Here is an 18,425-nt window from a genome sequence, read left to right on the forward strand (position 1 = left end):
GCCCGGAAGCCGTAGCGGTGCTACGGAATTCGTGGGTATCGCACCGCATGCAAAAAACTACAATCGGAAGCACCATCCTGAAGACGCAGCGCAGTTGGCGAGGGCCGGAGCTGGACGCCGGGCACGATTCCTCGAGATGCGGCATCGGCGATGCAAACCTTCGCCACTGAGTTCAGGTGCCTCCTATGTGTGGAATCATTGCTTGCATCGGTGTGGCCGATCCGCTACTCGGGCCGCGCATGCTCGATGCGATCGGCCATCGCGGGGAAGACGAGCGCAGAATCGAGCGCATCGGCGAGCAATGCCTGCTCGGCATCAGCCGGCTCAGCATTGTCGATGCGCGTGGCGGCAGCCAGCCGCTGCACGATCCGGCGCGCCGCCTGCACCTGGTGTGCAATGGCGAAATCTACAACCACCGGTCGTTGCGCGACGATCTTTCGCACGAATTCGACTTCTCCTCCGATTCGGACAGCGAGGTCATCCTTGCGCTGTTTCGCAAATATGGCGCGGCATGTGCCGGTTTCCTCGACGGCATGTTCGCCTTTGTCGTGTATGACGAACTCACTGGCGACTTCCTTGCATGCCGCGATCGCTACGGCATCAAGCCGTTGTATTACGCCAGGACCCGGCGCGCCTGGTACTTCGCCTCCGAGGCCAAAGCCTTTGCCGTGCTGGATGAAGACATCGAGGCGTTCGACCTGATCGAGCCGGGTGCCCAGGTGGTTTGCTCGACACTGCAACGCTGGCACGAGCGGGCCGCGCCGCGCGCCAAATCCGTGCCCAGCGCAGCGATGGTGCGCGCGCTGCTCGAGGCGTCCGTCGAGAAGCATTTGATGGTGGACCAGCACATCGGGGTCGGCACCTTCCTGTCGGGCGGCATCGACTCGAGTATCGTCACGGCCCTGTGCGCGAAATATCGGCCCGAGACGACCGCCTTTACGGTCGGCGTGCCGGGCTCGCCGGATATCGCGGCCGCGCAGCGGGTGTGCGAGCACCTGGCGATTCCTCACGTGATCCGCTGGCTCGAACTGGATGAGGCGCGCGCCTTGCTGCCCGACGCGGTGCGCCATACCGAGTCGTTCAACCCGGCGCTGGTGCTCGAAGGCTTGATGACGATGCTGCTGGCCAAGGCGGCGCGCGAGGCTGGCGTCAAAGTCGTGCTGTGCGGCGAAGGCGCGGACGAAATATTCGCCGGGTATGGCGTGTTTCTGAACAAGAGTCCGGACGCGTTTGGCCGCTGCATGCGCCTGGCGCTGGACAATATCCACAACACCGAATGCCTGCGTCTGGACCGGGCGACGATGGCCTATTCGCTCGAAGCGCGCGTGCCGTTCCTGGACCCCGCGCTGGTCGAATACGTCACCAACCTGCCGATGGCCAGCCTGCTGGGAACGTCGGCCGGGCAGGTCGTAGAGAAAATGATTCTGCGGCAATCGTGCGAGGACCTGTTGCCGGGGGAGATCGTGTGGCGCAGCAAGATGGGCTTTTATCATGCCAGCGGCATCCTGCCCGTCATACAGGCCGTCGAAGACGAAATTCCCGATCAAGACTTCGAAGCCTGCCGGCAGGCGTATCCGGCCGCGCGGCTGCGCGACAAATTTTCGATGTTCCTGTTCATGCATTGGCAAGCGCTGTTCGGCGCTTTTGCCGGCGAGCACGCCTTCGAGAAGTTCGGCGCTTACCCGGTGCTGCAGGAAGTGTTCGACAACCGCGAGGCGATGTTCAGCGGCACCGGGGAGACCGAGCCGGCGCTGGCGTGAGGCCGGCTACAGCGGCAAGCTCGTGTCGAACTTGATCTCGCGCAGCACGACGCTGGTCTTGACCTGGGCTACCGCGGGCAGCCGGAACACATGGCTGTGCAGGAATTCGTCGTAGGCCTTGATGTCGGGCGCGACGATCTTGAGAATGTAGTCCGCCTCGCCGGTCGTGCTGTAGCACTCGGTGACCTCCGGGCAGGTGCTGATCTCCCGCTCGAATTGTTCGGTGCCGCCCTCGGTGTGACGCGTGAGCTGGATGTGGGCCAGCGCGCAGATATGAAAGCCGAGCTTCTCGCGGTCGAGCAGCACCGTGTAGCGCTGGATGACGCCGCTTTGTTCCATGTCCTTGATGCGGCGCCAGCAGGGCGTGGCTGACAATCCCACGTGTTCGGACAATTCCTGCGCCGAACGACGCGAGTCCGCCTGCAGCAGGCGCAGAATCTTGCGGGCGAAGCCATCGATAACGTTCATCTCGAAATTTGCCTTTTAGGAAAACGCTTATTTCTTATTGTGCTATTTTCTGAGTGAAAAAGTAAAAATTTTTCGCAGCACCCCGCATACACTTTCCTCATCGACGCAGCGGGCCGAGGCACGGCCGTGGCTGCCAATGACAATATTTCGCCCAAGCACCGGCGCGCCGATGCCGCCGCCCAGGGTGAGGAGAGACTCCCATGAATGCCCCCATGCGCCCCGCGGCGCTTGCCGCCACACCCCTCAAGCATGGCGCTTATCAGCTGTCCGACAATCTCGTCGCAACCCGCGGCCAGGTGTTTCTGACCGGCACGCAGGCGCTGGTGCGCATTGCACTGATGCAGCGCGCACTCGATCAGGCACGCGGCCTGAACACGGCCGGCTTCATCAGCGGCTATCGCGGCTCGCCGTTGGGCGGGGTCGACCAGCAGCTCTGGAAAGCCAAAAAGCTGCTCGAGGCGGCCAATGTGAAATTCCTGCCGGCCATCAACGAAGAGTTGGCCGGCACCGCCGTGATGGGCACGCAGCGCGTCGAGGCCGATACCCTGCGCACGGTCGATGGCGTGTTCGGCATGTGGTACGGCAAGGGGCCGGGGGTCGACCGCGCCGGCGACGCGCTCAAGCACGGCAACGCCTATGGCGCGTCCGAGCATGGCGGCGTGCTGGTGGTGGCGGGCGACGATCACGGCTGCGTTTCATCGTCGATGCCGCACCAGAGCGACTTTACGATGATGTCGTGGAGCATGCCGGTGCTCAACCCGGCCGATATCGCCGAGATGCTCGAATTCGGCCTGTATGGTTATGCGCTGTCGCGCTTTTCCGGCGCGTGGGCGGGTTTCAAGGCGATCTCGGAAACCGTCGAGTCGCGTGCCACGGTCGATCTCGACGCGGTGCGCACCGAGTGGGCGCAGCCGGTGGACTTCCATGCGCCGCCCGGCGGCCTGCACAACCGCTGGCCCGATCTGCCGAGCCTGACCATCGAAGCGCGTCTGGCTGCCAAACTCGACGCGGTGCGCCACTTCGCGCGCGTGAACAGCATCGACAAATGGATCGCGCCGAGCCCGCAAGCCGATATCGGTATCGTCACCTGCGGCAAGGCTCACCTCGATTTGATGGAGGCCTTGCGGCGCCTGGGCTTGACGGTGGCCGACCTGGAGTCCGCCGGAGTGCGCGTCTACAAGGTCGGGCTGGCGTTTCCGCTCGAACTCTCGCGCATCGACGCGTTCGTCAACGGCCTGCGCGAAGTGCTGGTGATCGAGGAAAAGGGGCCGGTGGTCGAGCAGCAGATCAAGCAATATCTCTACAATCGGATCGACCGTCCGCGCCCGCTGGTGCTGGGCAAGGCCGACACCGATGGCCGCCCGCTGCTCTCGGCGCTGGGCGAGTTGCGTCCGTCGCGCATTTTGCCGGTGTTCGCCGACTGGCTGGCGCGGCATAAGCCCGCGCTGGACCGGCGCCATCTGGTCGTCGATCTGGTAGCGCACGAGATTCTGTCGAACGAGGCCGACGGCGTGCGGCGCGTGCCGTATTTCTGCTCGGGCTGTCCGCACAACACCTCGACCAAGGTGCCGGAGGGCTCGATCGCGCAGGCCGGCATCGGCTGCCACTTCATGGCGTCATGGATGGAGCGCGATACCACCGGCCTGATCCAGATGGGTGGCGAGGGCGTCGATTGGGCTGCGCATTATCACTTCACCCAGCGCCCGCATGTGTTCCAGAACCTGGGCGACGGCACTTACTTCCACTCCGGTATCCTGGCGATTCGCCAGGCGGTGGCGTCCAAGGCGAACATCACCTACAAGATTCTCTACAACGACGCGGTGGCGATGACCGGCGGGCAGCCGGTGGACGGCAGCATTTCGGTGCCGCAGATCGCGCGGCAGGTCGAAGCGGAGGGCATCACCAAACTGGTGGTGGTCAGCGACGAGCCGGAGAAATATCAAGGCCACGAGGATCAGTTCCCGCGCGGCACCACGTTCCATCACCGCCGCGAACTCGATGACGTACAGCGCGCGTTGCGCGAGATGAGCGGCGTCACCGTGCTGATCTACGACCAGACGTGCGCGGCGGAAAAACGCCGGCGCCGCAAGAAAAACGAGTTTCCCAATCCCGACCGCCGCCTGTTTATCAACGAGGCGGTGTGCGAAGGTTGCGGCGACTGCGGCGTGCAGTCCAATTGCCTGTCGGTCGAGCCGGTCGAGACCGCGCTGGGCCGCAAGCGCCGCATTGACCAATCGTCGTGCAACAAGGATTTCTCGTGCGTGAACGGCTTTTGCCCGAGCTTCGTCTCGGTCAAGGGCGCGCAGCTCAAAAAGGCCGTCGGGGCCGCATTCGATCCGCAGGTGCTCGAGGCCAAGGTGGGCGCCCTGCCGTTGCCGGCCATCGCGCTGGACGACGCGCCCTACGACATCATGGTCACCGGCGTGGGCGGCACCGGCGTGGTTACGGTCGGCGCGCTGATCACCATGGCCGCGCACCTCGAAGGCAAGCGCGCCTCGGTGCTCGACTTCATGGGCTTTGCGCAAAAGGGCGGCGCGGTGCTGTCGTTCGTGCGCTTTGCCAGCCGCCCGGAGTGGCTCAATCAGGTGCGTATCGATACGCAGCAGGCCGATGTGCTGCTGGCATGCGACATGGTGGTGGGCGCCAGCGCCGACGCGCTGCAAACCGTGCGGCGCGAGCGCACGCGTATCGTCGTCAATACGCACGCGATTCCCAATGCGGATTTCGTGCGCAATCCCGATGCGCAATTGCACGCGGATGCGTTGCTGGCGAAAATGCGTCACGCCTCGGGCAGCAAGCCGCTCGATACGTGCGACGCGCAGGCGCTGGCCAAGCGCTTTCTGGGCGACACCATGGGCTCGAACATCGTGATGCTCGGCTTTGCGTGGCAACTGGGCCTGGTGCCCGTATCGCTCGCGGCGCTCATGCGCGCGCTCGAACTCAATGGCGTGGCGGTGGCGATGAATCAACTGGCGTTCGATCTCGGCCGCCTGGCCGCCGGCGACCCGGCGGCGCTGGAGGCCCTGATCGCGGCGCCGCGCGAAGCCGGCGAAGATTCGCTCGAGGCAATCGTCGCGCATCGGCGCGAGTTGCTCACGGCCTATCAGAATGCCGCCTATGCGCAGCGCTACAGCGCGCTGGTCGACAAGGTGCGCGCGGCCGAGACCCGCGTGGCCGGTGCCGGCACCGAGCGGCTGGCGCGGGCGGTGGCCCGGCAGTTTGCGAAGCTGTTGGCCTACAAGGACGAATACGAAGTCGCCCGGCTCTATACCGACGGCACGTTCCGTCAGGCGCTGGCCGGCGAGTTCGAAGGCCAGGCCGGGCGTGATTTCCGCATTGAGTTCCATATGGCGCCCCCGCTCATCGCCAAGCCCGGCAAGCAAGGCGGCGCACCGCGCAAAGTGACATTCGGCCCGTGGCTGTGGCCGGTGCTCGGCACGATGGCCAAATTGCGCGGTTTGCGCGGCAGCGCGCTCGACCCGTTCGGCCGCACGCTCGAGCGTCGCATGGAGCGCGAGTTGGCGGCCGACTATGCGGTGACGATCGAGCGCATGCTGGGCGTGCTGAGTTCAGACAACCTCGATGCCGCGCTGGCGCTGGCCGAGGTGCCAGCCAGGATTCGCGGATACGGTCACGTCAAACTGGCCAATCTGGCCGCCGCCAAACGCGTCGAAGCGGCGCTGGCCAAGCAACTGGGCATTGATGCCGCGCGCAGCCCGGCGGTGGCCGCCGCGCTCGCGCATGCGGCGCAGGGCGGCCTGGCCCTCAAGGGTATTCCGGTGGTCGCCTCGCGCTAGCAGGCGTCTCATGCTGGCGGCGGGGCGCAACCGCGCCGTCAGCGCTTGCCCACCATTTGTGCAGGGCGCACCCAGGCCTCGAACTGCTCGGCGCTGAGGTAGCCGAGCGCGAGCGCCGCTTCTTTGAGCGTAGTGCCCTCCTTGTGCGCCTTCTTGGCGATTTGCGCGGCCTTGTCGTACCCGATGTGCGGGTTGAGCGCGGTCACCAGCATCAGCGACTGTTGCAGCAAGGCGTCGATGCGCGCGCGGTTGGGCTCGATGCCGATTGCGCAGTGATCGTCGAAGCTGGCCGCGCCGTCGGCCAACAGGCGCGCGCTTTGCAGGAAGTTGTGGATCAGCAGCGGCTTGAACACGTTCAGCTCGAAATTGCCCATCGCGCCGCCGGTGTTGATCGCCACGTCGTTACCGAGCACCTGGCAGCACAGCATGGTCATTGCTTCGCACTGCGTAGGATTGACCTTGCCGGGCATGATCGAGCTGCCAGGTTCATTTTCCGGGATATGCAGCTCGCCGATGCCGCAGCGCGGGCCGCTGGCCAGCCAGCGCACGTCGTTGGCGATTTTCATCAGGCTCGCGGCGAGTGTCTTGAGCGCGCCGTGCGCGTGCACCAGTGCGTCGTTGGCCGCCAGCGCCTCGAATTTGTTGGGGGCGGTGACGAACGGCAGGCCGGTGTCGAGTGCGAGTTCGGCCGCCACCCGCACCGCGAATTCCGGGTGCGCGTTCAGGCCGGTACCCACCGCGGTGCCGCCCAGCGCCAGTTCGCATAAATGCGGCAAGGCGGCTTCGACGTGCCGCAAGCCGTGATCGAGCTGCGCGACCCAGCCGGAGATTTCCTGGCCCAGGGTGAGCGGCGTGGCGTCCTGCAGATGGGTGCGGCCGATCTTGACGATGTCGTCAAAGCGCCGGGCCTTGGCCGCCAGGGTATCGCGCAGCGCGCCGATGGCCGGCTGCAGCCGGCTGACCAGCGCGCCGGCGGCCGCTACGCTCATCGCGGTGGGGAACACATCGTTGGATGACTGCCCCTTGTTGACGTCATCATTGGGATGAATCAGCCGGGCCTCGCCGCGCACGCCGCCCAGCAGTTCGCTGGCGCGATTGGCGAGCACCTCGTTCATGTTCATATTGGTCTGCGTGCCGGAGCCGGTCTGCCATATCGCGAGCGGGAATTCGTCGTCGTGACGGCCTTCGGTCACTTCGACGGCGGCCGCCATGATGGCTTCGGCCTTGCGCTCGTCGAGCACGCCGAGCGCGCGGTTGACGCTCGCCGCGGCGCGCTTGACGCGCGCCAGCGCGTGCATCAGCTCGCGGGGCATTTTCTCGGTGGATATCTTGAAATTCTCCAGCGAGCGCTGCGTCTGCGCACCCCACAGATGTTCGTCGGGTACGGCGATTTCGCCGAAGGTGTCGCGCTCCATTCTGGTGGACATGGCAGGCTCCCGTTGCAATGGTTTCAGTGTAGCAAGCCCGCGCGCGGTGTGCCGGCGGCGTTCGCTCAGGCGTGCCAGACTGCCTCGATCAGCGCGAGCGCGGCGGCGACCGCCGGTTCGCCGCGGCGGCTGGCCAGGGTGATGAAGCTCAGTTCGGTCGGCACGCTGACGCCGTCGGCGATAACCAGGCCGTGCGCGTGGGCTTCGCGCAGCGCAATCGAATCGCGCAGCAGCGACAAGCCCACGCCCGACTTGACCAGATCGAGCATCGACTGCTCCTGATCGACCACGGCGACCGTCAGCGGGCTCACCCCGAGCGGCGCGAACAGCGCCGTGAGCAGCCGGTGATGCGCCGACTCGGGCGGAGTCCAGATCCACGGCAGCGCGGCCAGCTCCTTCCAGCCGCGCCGCACGATCCGCTCTTTCCAGCCGGGCGGCCCGACCACCTGATAATTGAAGGGCGTCAGGGTCACGGTGTGGAACAGATCCGATGGCTTGCCGATATAAAACCCGACATCGAGCTCGCCGCGCTGGATTTGTTGCAGCACGGTGCCCGACATGCCATGGCGCAGCTCGGTCTCGATCTGCGGGTAAGACTCCACCAGCCGTTTGAGAAAGGCCCCCAGGCGGGTGAACTCGGGGTCGAGAATCGTGCCGATGCGCAGTTTGCCGCGCACCGTCTCGCGCAGCGCCGCGGCGGCCTGGTGCAAGGCGCTCAGATCGCCCAACAGGCGCTCGACCAGCGGCAGCAGCGCCTGGCCGTCGCGCGTCAGGCTCATGCCCTGGGCGGTGCGGGTGAACAAGCTCAGGTGCAGCGCCTCCTGCAGGGCCTTGATTTGCAGGCTGACAGCCGGCTGCGTGAGATGCAGGCGGGCGGCGGCGCGGGTGAGGTTGCCCTCGTGCGCCACCGTGACGAACGCGCGCAATTGATTGAATTCCATGGCAGCGCCAATCCAGAAGAGATATAAGAAACACTTATATTGTTCTTGAGCATAAATCATTGGATTTGCCTGCGCCAGTAGGACTAGGCTTTAGCCATGAAAAAAAGCGACGGCGGCATGGGCCGATCGCTGTGGAATACGCGCCGGAATGGGCGCGAACGCACCGAGGTCGATATGAGTAACGCTGATATTCCTGTGATCAATCACTACATTGGCGGCCAGCTGCGCGCCGGCCAGAGCGGCCGCGAGGCGGACGTCTTCAACCCGGCCGAGGGCGCGGTGAGCGCGCGCGTGGCGTTGGCCAGCGAGGCCGAGGTCGATGCGGCCGTAGCCGCGGCCCGTGCCGCATGGCCGGCCTGGGCCGCGACCGCTCCGCTCAAGCGAGCCCGCATTCTGTTCAATTTCAAGGCGCTGCTCGAGCAGCACCATGACGAGCTGGCGCGGCTGATTACCAGCGAGCACGGCAAGGTGTTTTCCGACGCCAAGGGCGAAGTCACGCGCGGCATCGAGGTGGTCGAGTTCGCCTGCGGCGCGCCGCACCTGCTCAACGGCCAGCACAGCGACAACATCGGCGGCGGCATCGACAACTGGAGCCTGCGCCAGCCGATCGGGGTGTGCGCCGGCATCACGCCGTTCAACTTCCCGGTCATGGTGCCGATGTGGATGTTCCCGATTGCGCTGGCGTGCGGCAATACCTTTGTGCTCAAGCCGTCAGAACGTGATCCGTCGGCCAGCCTGCTGATGGCGGACCTGCTGCGCCAGGCCGGCCTGCCCGATGGCGTATTCAACGTGGTGCAGGGTGACAAGGTGGCGGTCGACGCGCTGCTCGCGCACCCCGATGTCGAGGCCGTGTCGTTTGTCGGCTCTACGCCGATTGCCCAGTACATTTACAGCGAGGGCACGCGGCGCGGCAAGCGCGTGCAGGCGCTGGGCGGCGCCAAGAATCATCTGGTGGTGATGCCGGATGCCGACCTCGACCAGGCGGTCGATGCCCTCATGGGCGCGGCCTACGGCTCGGCCGGCGAGCGCTGCATGGCCATCTCGGTGGCCGTGGCGGTCGGGCACGTGGCCGATGCGCTGGTCGAGCGGCTGGTGCCGCGCGTCAAGGCATTGTGCGTGGCGCCCGGCACCGATGCGCGCGCCGAAATGGGCCCGCTGGTCACCGGCGCCCACAAGGCCAAGGTCGAGGGCTATATCGCCAAGGGCGTCGAAGAAGGCGCCAAGCTGCTGGTCGATGGCCGGGGCCTGCGCGTGGCCGGGCACGAGCAAGGTTTCTTCGTCGGCGGCACGCTGTTCGACGACGTGCGCACCGACATGACGATTTATCGCGAGGAGATTTTCGGCCCGGTGCTGTGCGTGGTGCGTGTGCCCGATTTCGCCGCCGCGGTCGAACTGATCAATGCGCACGAGTTCGGCAACGGGGTTTCCTGCTACACCTCGGACGGCGGCGTGGCGCGCACTTTCGCGCGGCAGATCCAGATCGGCATGGTCGGCATCAACGTGCCGATCCCGGTGCCGATGGCCTGGCACTCGTTCGGCGGCTGGAAAAAGTCGCTGTTCGGCGATCACCATGCCTACGGCGAGGAAGGCGTGCGTTTCTATACCCGCTACAAGAGCGTGATGCAGCGCTGGCCCGACAGCATCGCCAAGGGTGCCGAATTCACCATGCCGGTAGCCAAGTAAGCATCGCTGGCGCGCGCCGCGGTGAGCCGGCGCGCGGTAACTGAGGTTCTGAAGCCGTCAGTGGATCGGGAGGGGACATGCCCAAGCATCAGGGCGCTTACGACTACATCATCGTCGGTGCCGGCACCGCCGGCTGCCTGCTGGCCAATCGACTGACGCAGGACGCCGACGTGACGGTGCTGCTGATCGAGGCCGGCGGCAAGGACGATTATCACTGGATACACATTCCGGTCGGTTATCTGTATTGCATCGGCAATCCGCGTACCGACTGGCTCTATCGCACGCAGAACGAAGCCGGCCTGAACGGGCGCGCGCTGGCGTATCCGCGCGGACGCGTGCTGGGCGGCAGCTCGTCGATCAACGGCATGATTTATATGCGTGGCCAGCGCGAGGATTACGACGGTTGGGCGGCCATCGCCGATGATGCGAGCTGGCGCTGGGACGCGGTGCTGCCGTACTTCATGCGCGTCGAGGATCACCACAAGGGTGCCAGCGAATTTCACGGCGGCGGCGGCGAGTGGCGTGTCGAAGCGCAGCGTCTGTCGTGGCGGGTGCTCGATACCTTTGTCGAAGCGGCCGCGCAAAGCGGCATTCCCGCGACCGACGATTTCAACCGGGGCGACAATTTCGGCGTCGGCTACTTCGAGGTGAATCAGCGGCGCGGCGTGCGCTGGAATGCTTCGAAGGCGTTTTTGCGGCCGGCGCGCGGGCGTCCGAACCTGACCATCCTGACCGGCGCGCAGGTCACCCGCCTGGTGTTCGCCGGCAAGCGTTGCGTCGGCCTGAACTATCGGCAAGACGGGCAGGAGTGCGGCGTCGAGGCGCGCCTCGAAGTGCTGCTGGCGTCCGGCGCGGTCAATTCGCCGCAATTGCTGGAGGTCTCCGGCGTTGGGCAGGGCGCGTTGCTGCAACAGCACGGTGTGGCGGTCGTGCACGATCTGCCCGGGGTGGGCGAGAATCTGCAGGATCATCTGCAATTGCGCACGATCTACCGGGTCGACGGCGTGAAGACGCTCAACACGCTGGCCAATCATTGGTGGGGCAAGTTGCGCATCGGCCTGCAATATGCGCTCACGCAAGGCGGGCCGATGAGCATGGCGCCGTCGCAGTTGGGGGCCTTTGCCAAGAGCGATGAATTCCAGGCGCGCGCCAATCTCCAATACCATGTGCAGCCGCTGTCGCTCGACAAATTCGGCGATCCGCTGCATACCTTCAACGCGTTCACCGCATCGGTGTGCAATTTGCGGCCGACGTCGCGCGGCAGCATCCATTTGAGCGGGCCGCACGCGCAGCAGCCGCCGACGATCGCGCCGAACTACCTGCACACCAAGGAAGACCGAGCGGTGGCCGCCGATGCCCTGCGCCTGACCCGTCGCATTCTTGCCGCGCCCGCCTTCGCGCGCTATGCGCCGCGCGAGTATTTGCCCGGGCCGGCTTACCAGAGCGACGAAGAATTGGCGCGCGCGGCGGGCAATATCGGCACGACGATTTTTCATCCGGTCGGCACCTGTCGCATGGGGCGTGCCGACGACGCCGGCGCGGTAGTCGACAGCCGCTTGCGGGTACGCGGGCTGGCGGGCCTGCGTGTGGTCGACGCCTCGGTGATGCCGACCATTACCTCGGGCAATACGAACTCGCCGACGCTGATGATTGCCGAGAAGGCCAGCGAGATGATCCGTGCCGATCGCATCGCCGCGCGCAAATAAATTCGTTGCACAAAACAGGAGACCCAGCGCGTCGAACCTTAGGATTTCTGATTGGCTGCGGGCGGTTGCAAATTTCCTGCCTCTCCTAGTGGAAATCCCGATGATTGCGATGCAACATTTGGAACACAATAGCCCTTCGCTGGCAAGGTTCGAGCAAGAGTCGCACCGTGCTGCAGCGCTCGTGACCGTCTGGGTGCTGTCCCGATAACGGTCGCGGGAGTGTCCACAAAGTAGCCGGCGGAAAATGCGCGTTGTCCGCCGAGCGCGATAAACCTATCACGTGGCTGGAGACATGACAGCAAACGACTTCATTCTAGAGACCCGAGGCCTGAGCAAGGGCTTCCGCGGTTTTACGGCTGTCAACGGGGTGAACCTGCGGGTGACGCGAGGCACGATCCATGCGTTGATCGGACCCAATGGGGCGGGCAAGACGACGTGCTTCAACCTGCTCACCAAATTTCTGGAGCCCAGCGCGGGGCAGATCCTGTTCAACGGCGAGGACATCACGCATGAGCGTCCGGCGCAGATTGCGCGGCGCGGCATCATCCGTTCGTTTCAGATCTCGGCGGTGTTCTCGCACCTGAGCGTGCTGGAGAACGTGCGGGTGGGGCTGCAGCGGCGCCTGGGCACGGCGTTTCATTTCTGGCGCGGCGGGGCCTCGCTGGCGGTGCTCGACGAGCAGGCGATGGCGCTGCTGGGCGAGGTGGGGCTGGCCGAATACGCGCACACGCTGGCCGTGGAGCTGCCGTACGGGCGCAAGCGTGCGCTGGAGATTGCCACGACGCTGGCGATGGAGCCGGAGCTGATGCTGCTCGACGAGCCCACCCAGGGCATGGGTCACGAGGACGTGGACCGGGTCACGGCGCTGATCAAGAAGGTCTCGGCCGGGCGCACGATTCTGATGGTCGAGCACAACATGAGCGTGATCGCGGGTATTTCGGACACCATCACAGTATTGCAGCGCGGAGAGATCCTGGCCGAGGGGGCCTATGCGGAGGTGTCGAAGAACCCGCAGGTGATGCAGGCATACATGGGCACGGCCGAGGCCGAGCTGGAGGGGGCGCACGGGTGAGCACGGCAAGCGAGGGCAAGGCTGGCGGCGCGAGCGCGCCGGCGCTGGAACTGGAGGGGCTGCAGGCCTGGTACGGGGAGTCGCACATCCTGCACGGGGTGGACCTGTCGGTCAATCACGGCGAGGTGGTCACGCTGCTCGGGCGCAACGGCGCGGGGCGCACCACGACGCTGCGCGCGATCATGGGCCTGACGGGGCGGCGCCAGGGCTCGATCCGGGTCGACGGGGCGGAGACGATTCAGCTGTCGACGCACCAGGTCGCGCACCGCGGCATCGGGTACTGCCCGGAGGAGCGCGGGATTTTTGCGGCGCTCTCGTGCGAGGAGAACCTGCTGCTGCCGCCGCTGGTGGGCCCGCGCGCGCAGGCGATGTCGCTCGAGGAGATCTACGCGATGTTTCCGAACCTGTACGAGCGGCGCCACAGCCAGGGCACGCGGCTGTCGGGCGGCGAGCAGCAGATGCTGGCGGTGGCGCGGATCCTGCGCACGGGGGCGCGGCTGCTGCTGCTCGACGAGATCTCGGAGGGTCTGGCGCCGGTGATCGTGCAGGCGCTCGCGCGCATGATCGTCACGCTCAAGGCCAAGGGGTACACGATCGTGATGGTGGAGCAGAATTTCCGGTTTGCCGCGCCGTTGGCGGACCGGTTCTATGTCATGGAACACGGCAGGATCGTGGAGCGGTTCGGCGCGGCCGAGCTGAGCACGAAAATGCCGGTGCTGCATGAGTTGCTGGGGGTATGAGGCCCGCAGCGCCTGGCGTGACAACAAAATCCGAGAAGGAGACTGTGGAATGAAGATGCACAAGAAGGTATTGGCGGCAGCGGTGATGCTGGGGCTGGGCGCGGGCGCGCTGCAGGCGCAGGCGGCCGGGAACCAGGTGAAGATCGGTTTTATCACCGACATGTCGGGGCTGTACGCGGACATCGACGGCCCGGGCGGGCTCGATGCGGTGAAGATGGCGGTGGCGGACTTCGGCGGCAAGGTGCTGGGCAAGCCCATCGAGGTGCTGTATGCCGATCACCAGAACAAGGCGGACGTGGCGGCCTCGAAGGCGCGCCAATGGGTTGACCGGGACGGGGTGACGATGCTGCTGGGCGGCACCAACTCGGCGATCGGGCTGGCGGTGAACAAGGTCTCGCAGGAGAAGAAGACGGTGTTCATCGACGTGGGCGGGGGCACCGATGCGCTGACCGGCGCGCAGTGCCAGCCGTACGGGGTGCACTATGCGTACGACACGGTGGCGCTGGCGCGCGGCACGGGCTCGGCGATCGTCAAGGCCGGCGGCAAGACGTGGTACTTCCTGACGGCGGACTACGCGTTCGGGCATGCGCTGGAGAGCTCGACCGCGGCGGTGGTCAAGGCCGAGGGGGGCAAGGTGCTGGGCGAGGTCAAGCACCCGCTGTCGGCCTCGGACTTCTCGTCGTACCTGCTGCAGGCGCAGGCCTCGGGCGCGCAGGTGCTGGGCCTGGCCAACGCGGGCGGGGACACCGACAACGCGATCAAGGCGGCCAAGGAATTCGGCGTGAACAAGAAGATGAAGCTGGCGGGGCTGCTGGTGTTCATCAACGACATTCACAGCCTGGGGCTGCCGACCACGCAGGGCATGTACCTGACCACGGCCTGGTACTGGAACCAGAGCGACGCCTCGCGCAAATTCGCCGAGCGCTACTACGCGAAGATGCACAAGATGCCGAGCATGCTGCAGGCGGGTGACTACTCGGCGACCATGACCTACCTGAAGGCGGTCAAGGCGGTGGGCACGACCGACTCGGGCAAGGTGATGGCCGAGCTCAAGAAGATGAAGATCGACGACATGTTCGCCAAGGGCTACATCCGCGGCGACGGGTTGATGATCCACGACATGTACCTGATGCAGGTCAAGGCGCCGGACGAGTCGAAGAAGCCGTGGGACTACTACAAGGTGGTCGCCACCATCCCGGGCGAGCAGGCCTTCACCACGGTGGCCGAGTCGAAGTGCCCGTTGCTCAAGAAGTAAGCCGGGCGGGTGTGTGAGAGACGGCGGCGGCCCCCCAATCGCGGGGGCTGCCGCCGGGGTGGGACGAGCCGCGCCGGCACTCGGTGCGGCATGAGAATCAACGAGTAATCAAGAATCGGCGATCTTCGATGGCACTGTTCGGCATATCCGCACCGGAGCTCCTCAGCCAATTGTTGCTGGGGCTGGTCAACGGTTCCTTTTATGCGATGTTGAGCCTGGGCCTGGCGGTCATCTTCGGGCTGCTCAACGTGATCAACTTCGCCCACGGGGCACTCTTCATGCTGGGGGCGATGGTCGCCTGGATGGGGGTCAACTACCTGGGGCTCAATTACTGGTGGATGCTGCTGCTCGCGCCGCTGGTGGTGGGGCTGTTCGGCGTGCTGCTCGAGCGCAGCCTGCTGCGCTGGATCTACAAGCTCGATCACCTGTACGGGCTGCTGCTGACCTTTGGCATCACGCTGGTCATCGAGGGGATCTTCCGCTCGATCTACGGGGTCTCGGGCCAGTCGTTCGATGCACCGGACCTGCTCTCGGGGGCCACCAACCTGGGCTTCATGTACCTGCCCAACTACCGGGCGTGGGTGGTGGTGGCCTCGCTCGGGGTCTGTGCGCTGACCTGGTTCCTGATCGAGAAGACCAAGATCGGGGCGTATCTGCGCGCGGGCACGGAAAACCCGAAGCTGGTCGAGGCGTTCGGGGTGAACGTGCCGCGCATGGTCACGCTGACCTACGGGTTCGGGGTGGCGCTGGCGGCGCTGGCCGGGGTGCTGGCCGCGCCGGTGATCCAGGTGCAGCCGCTCATGGGCCAGCACATGATCATCACGGTGTTCGCGGTGGTGGTCATCGGCGGGATGGGCTCGATCGCCGGCTCGATCATCACGGGGCTGCTGCTGGGGGTGGTCGAGGGCTTTACCAACGTGTTGTATCCGCAGGGTTCGGCCACGGTGGTGTTCGTCATCATGGTGCTGGTGCTGCTGGTGCGCCCGGCCGGGTTGTTTGGCAAGGAAAAATAAGGGGCGAAGATGCAACGACGTGTGCTGTACTCGATTCTGCTGCTGGGCCTGGTGGCCGCGCCCTGGCTGGGGGCCTATCCGGTGTTCGTGATGAAGGTGCTGTGCTTTGCGCTGTTCGCGTGCGCCTTCAACCTGCTGCTGGGCTACACGGGGCTGCTCTCGTTCGGCCATGCGGCGTTCTTCGGCACGGCCGGCTACATCGCCGGCTATGCGCTGCGCAACCTGGGCCTCACGCCCGAGCTGGGGCTGCTCGCGGGGGTGCTGGCCGGGGCGGTGCTGGGGCTGGTGTTCGGGCTGCTGGCGATCCGGCGCCAGGGCATCTACTTCGCCATGATCACGCTGGCGCTGGCGCAGATGATCTACTTCTTCTGCCTGCAGGCGCCCTTCACCGGGGGCGAGGACGGGCTGCAGGGGGTGCCGCGCGGCAAGCTGTTCGACCTGCTGCCGCTGGGCAATGACCTGGTGCTGTACTACGTGGTGCTGCTGATCTGCGCGGCGGCGTTCCTGTTCATCATGCGGGTGGTCCACTCGCCCTTCGGGCAGATCCTCAAGGCGATCAAGGAAAACGAGCCGCGCGCGATCTCGCTGGGCTACGACACCGACCGCTTCAAGCTGCTGGCGTTCGTGCTCTCGGCCACGCTCGCGGCGCTGGCCGGGGCCACCAACACGCTGGTGCTGGGCTTCGAGACGCTCTCGGACGTGCACTGGACGCTCTCGGGCATGGTGATCCTGATGACGCTCGTCGGCGGCCTGGGCACCCTGTTCGGCCCGGTGCTGGGGGCGCTGATCATCGTGCTGCTGCAAAACAAGCTCGGCGACATCGGCATGTGGCTGGCCAACCTCACCGGCATCGCCTGGTTCCAGTCCCTGGGCGAGTCCGTGACCATCGTCATCGGCCTGATCTTTATCCTCTGCGTGCTCGCCTTCCGCCGCGGTATCGTCGGCGAACTGGTGGCGCGCAGCCGGCTATTGCGCGCGCCGTGACGGGCATCGAGGCGGATCGCCCGGATTATTGTCAGGATTGGAGGCTGCGGCCGTTTTTTCACCAGATTCGAACAAAAATAGGGGTAAATGCTAACTTGTGGTGCGTTATGCACCAGACTAAGATTGTCCCCAGTTCGCGACACAGCATTTAGAGGGGCCGGGAACGAGGAGACAATAAGCACGTAATGTGCAGATATGAAGCGCTGTTGGAGTGATCTCCAACAGCGCTTTTATTTTGTCCGTTCGGTTTTGCGCCCGCGCCATTGCATAGCCAGCACCGCCACGCGCTAGGGGAAATGATGGACTTGCCCGCCGCGCGCCTTCGCACTAAGATGGACTCCAATTTGCCGACTCGTCGGTCGGCTAATGACAATGATTAATCCATGCTTTTGCGAGGAGACTTTATGAACAGGAAGCTGTTGGGGGCAGTGTCGGCCGTGGCGTTGCTGGCGGGTATTTACGGCGGCGCGGCACAGGCGCAGGTCAAGATCGGTGTGACGTTGTCCACCACCGGCCCGGCGGCCTCGCTGGGGATTCCCGAAAAGAATACGATCGCGCTGTTGCCGCGGGAAATCGACGGCAAGTCGGTGCAGTACATCGTGCTCGACGACGCGACAGATACCACCACGGCCGTCAAGAATATGCGCAAGCTGACGTCGGAAGATCACGTGGATGCGGTGATCGGCTCGACGGTGACGCCGAACGCGCTGGCCATGATCGACGTGGCGGCCGAAACCCACACGCCGGTGATTTCGCTGGCTGCCGGCGCGGCAATCGTCGAACCGGTGGACGCCAAGCGGCGCTGGGTGTTCAAGGCCCCCCAAAACGACATTCTGATGGCCACCGCGATTGCCCAGCACATGGAAGATCATGGCGTGAAGACAGTCGGCTTCATCGGCTTCTCGGATGCTTACGGCCAAGGCTGGTATCGTGAGTTCACCAAGGCGGCCGAATTGCACAAGCTGAAGATCGTCGCCAACGAGCAATACAGCCGCAACGATACGTCGGTAATCGGCCAGGTGCTCAAGCTCATGAGCGCGCACCCGGACGCCATCCTGATCGCCGGTTCGGGCACGCCCGCCGCGTTGCCGCAACGCACGCTCAAGGAGCGCGGCTACAAAGGTGTGATCTACCAAACGCACGGGGTTGCCAACAACGACTTCCTGCGGGTGTGCGGCGCCGATTGCAATGGCACCTTCCTGCCGGCCAGCCCGTTGCTGGTGGCCGATCAGTTGCCGGCCAGCAATCCGGTGAAGAAGTCGGCTGAAGTCTACAAAAAAGCCTACGAGAAGATGTATGGCGCGGGCAGCGTCTCGACCTTCGGTGGCCATGCGTGGGATGCCGGCCATATGCTGCGCGAGGCGATTCCGGTGGCGCTGAAAAAAGCGAAGCCGGGCACCGAGGCATTCCGCGCGGCGTTGCGTGATGCGTTGGAAAATATCAAGAACATGGACGGCACCGCGGGCGTTTTCAATATGAGCACGACCGACCACAACGGCCTGGACCAGCGCGGCCGCGTAATGGTCGAAATCGTCAACGGCAAGTGGAAGCTGGTGAACTGAGTGCCGTGGGCCGCCGC

Annotated in this window: 13 protein-coding genes; 10 read left to right on the forward strand and 3 right to left on the reverse strand. The window is 65.1% G+C overall.

All coding sequences use genetic code 11. The features are described 5' to 3' along the window. Positions 1-185: 185 nt before the first annotated feature. Positions 186-1,760 carry an asparagine synthase-related protein gene (locus tag PATSB16_RS19010; protein ID WP_052892751.1) on the forward strand — a complete coding sequence of 525 codons (1,575 nt, stop codon included), beginning with the start codon at positions 186-188 and terminating at the stop codon, positions 1,758-1,760. A 6-nt stretch (positions 1,761-1,766) separates the two neighbouring features. Here PATSB16_RS19010 and PATSB16_RS19015 read toward each other — a convergent pair whose 3' ends face one another. Then, entirely contained in the window at positions 1,767-2,228 is a 462-nt protein-coding gene (locus tag PATSB16_RS19015; RefSeq protein ID WP_047215577.1) for an Lrp/AsnC family transcriptional regulator, read from the reverse strand. A gap of 212 nt (positions 2,229-2,440) precedes the next feature. Here PATSB16_RS19015 and PATSB16_RS19020 point away from each other — a divergent pair, with 212 nt between their 5' ends. Beyond that, entirely contained in the window at positions 2,441-6,025 is a 3,585-nt protein-coding gene (locus tag PATSB16_RS19020; protein WP_156884814.1) for an indolepyruvate ferredoxin oxidoreductase family protein, read from the forward strand. 38 nt (positions 6,026-6,063) lie between these two features. Here PATSB16_RS19020 and fumC read toward each other — a convergent pair whose 3' ends face one another. Next, positions 6,064-7,452, reverse strand: a complete 1,389-nt coding sequence (gene fumC / locus PATSB16_RS19025; protein WP_072628568.1) for a class II fumarate hydratase — start codon at positions 7,450-7,452, stop codon at positions 6,064-6,066. Between the two features lie 65 nt (positions 7,453-7,517). Beyond that, positions 7,518-8,393 carry a LysR family transcriptional regulator gene (locus PATSB16_RS19030; protein WP_047216757.1) on the reverse strand — a complete coding sequence of 292 codons (876 nt, stop codon included), beginning with the start codon at positions 8,391-8,393 and terminating at the stop codon, positions 7,518-7,520. Between the two features lie 174 nt (positions 8,394-8,567). Here PATSB16_RS19030 and PATSB16_RS19035 point away from each other — a divergent pair, with 174 nt between their 5' ends. The 8 genes from PATSB16_RS19035 to PATSB16_RS19070 all read left to right on the forward strand — a co-directional run bounded on the left by PATSB16_RS19035 (position 8,568) and on the right by PATSB16_RS19070 (position 18,408). Further along, positions 8,568-10,076, forward strand: a complete 1,509-nt coding sequence (locus PATSB16_RS19035; protein ID WP_047216758.1) for a CoA-acylating methylmalonate-semialdehyde dehydrogenase — start codon at positions 8,568-8,570, stop codon at positions 10,074-10,076. Between the two features lie 77 nt (positions 10,077-10,153). After that, a complete protein-coding gene (locus PATSB16_RS19040; RefSeq protein WP_047215580.1) occupies positions 10,154-11,782 on the forward strand; it encodes a GMC family oxidoreductase in 1,629 nt (542 codons plus the stop codon). A gap of 292 nt (positions 11,783-12,074) precedes the next feature. Beyond that, a complete protein-coding gene (locus tag PATSB16_RS19045; protein WP_047215581.1) occupies positions 12,075-12,854 on the forward strand; it encodes an ABC transporter ATP-binding protein in 780 nt (259 codons plus the stop codon). Then, positions 12,851-13,594, forward strand: a complete 744-nt coding sequence (locus PATSB16_RS19050; RefSeq protein ID WP_047213933.1) for an ABC transporter ATP-binding protein — start codon at positions 12,851-12,853, stop codon at positions 13,592-13,594. The genes PATSB16_RS19045 and PATSB16_RS19050 overlap by 4 nt, the downstream gene beginning before the upstream one ends. Positions 13,595-13,649: 55 nt before the next feature. Continuing rightward, positions 13,650-14,849: an ABC transporter substrate-binding protein gene (locus PATSB16_RS19055; RefSeq protein WP_047216759.1), complete on the forward strand. Its 1,200-nt coding sequence runs from the start codon at positions 13,650-13,652 to the stop codon at positions 14,847-14,849. 128 nt (positions 14,850-14,977) lie between these two features. Then, the gene (locus PATSB16_RS19060; RefSeq protein WP_047213934.1) at positions 14,978-15,862 is read left to right on the forward strand and encodes a branched-chain amino acid ABC transporter permease; all 885 of its coding nucleotides are present in this window, start codon (positions 14,978-14,980) and stop codon (positions 15,860-15,862) included. Between the two features lie 9 nt (positions 15,863-15,871). After that, the gene (locus PATSB16_RS19065) at positions 15,872-16,846 is read left to right on the forward strand and encodes a branched-chain amino acid ABC transporter permease (RefSeq protein ID WP_047215582.1); all 975 of its coding nucleotides are present in this window, start codon (positions 15,872-15,874) and stop codon (positions 16,844-16,846) included. A 404-nt stretch (positions 16,847-17,250) separates the two neighbouring features. Further along, positions 17,251-18,408, forward strand: coding sequence for an ABC transporter substrate-binding protein (locus tag PATSB16_RS19070; protein WP_047215583.1), 1,158 nt, complete (start codon positions 17,251-17,253; stop codon positions 18,406-18,408). Positions 18,409-18,425 lie beyond the last annotated feature (17 nt).

The sequence above is a fragment of the Pandoraea thiooxydans genome (assembly GCF_001931675.1).
GTDB classification, from domain to species: Bacteria; Pseudomonadota; Gammaproteobacteria; order Burkholderiales; family Burkholderiaceae; genus Pandoraea; species Pandoraea thiooxydans.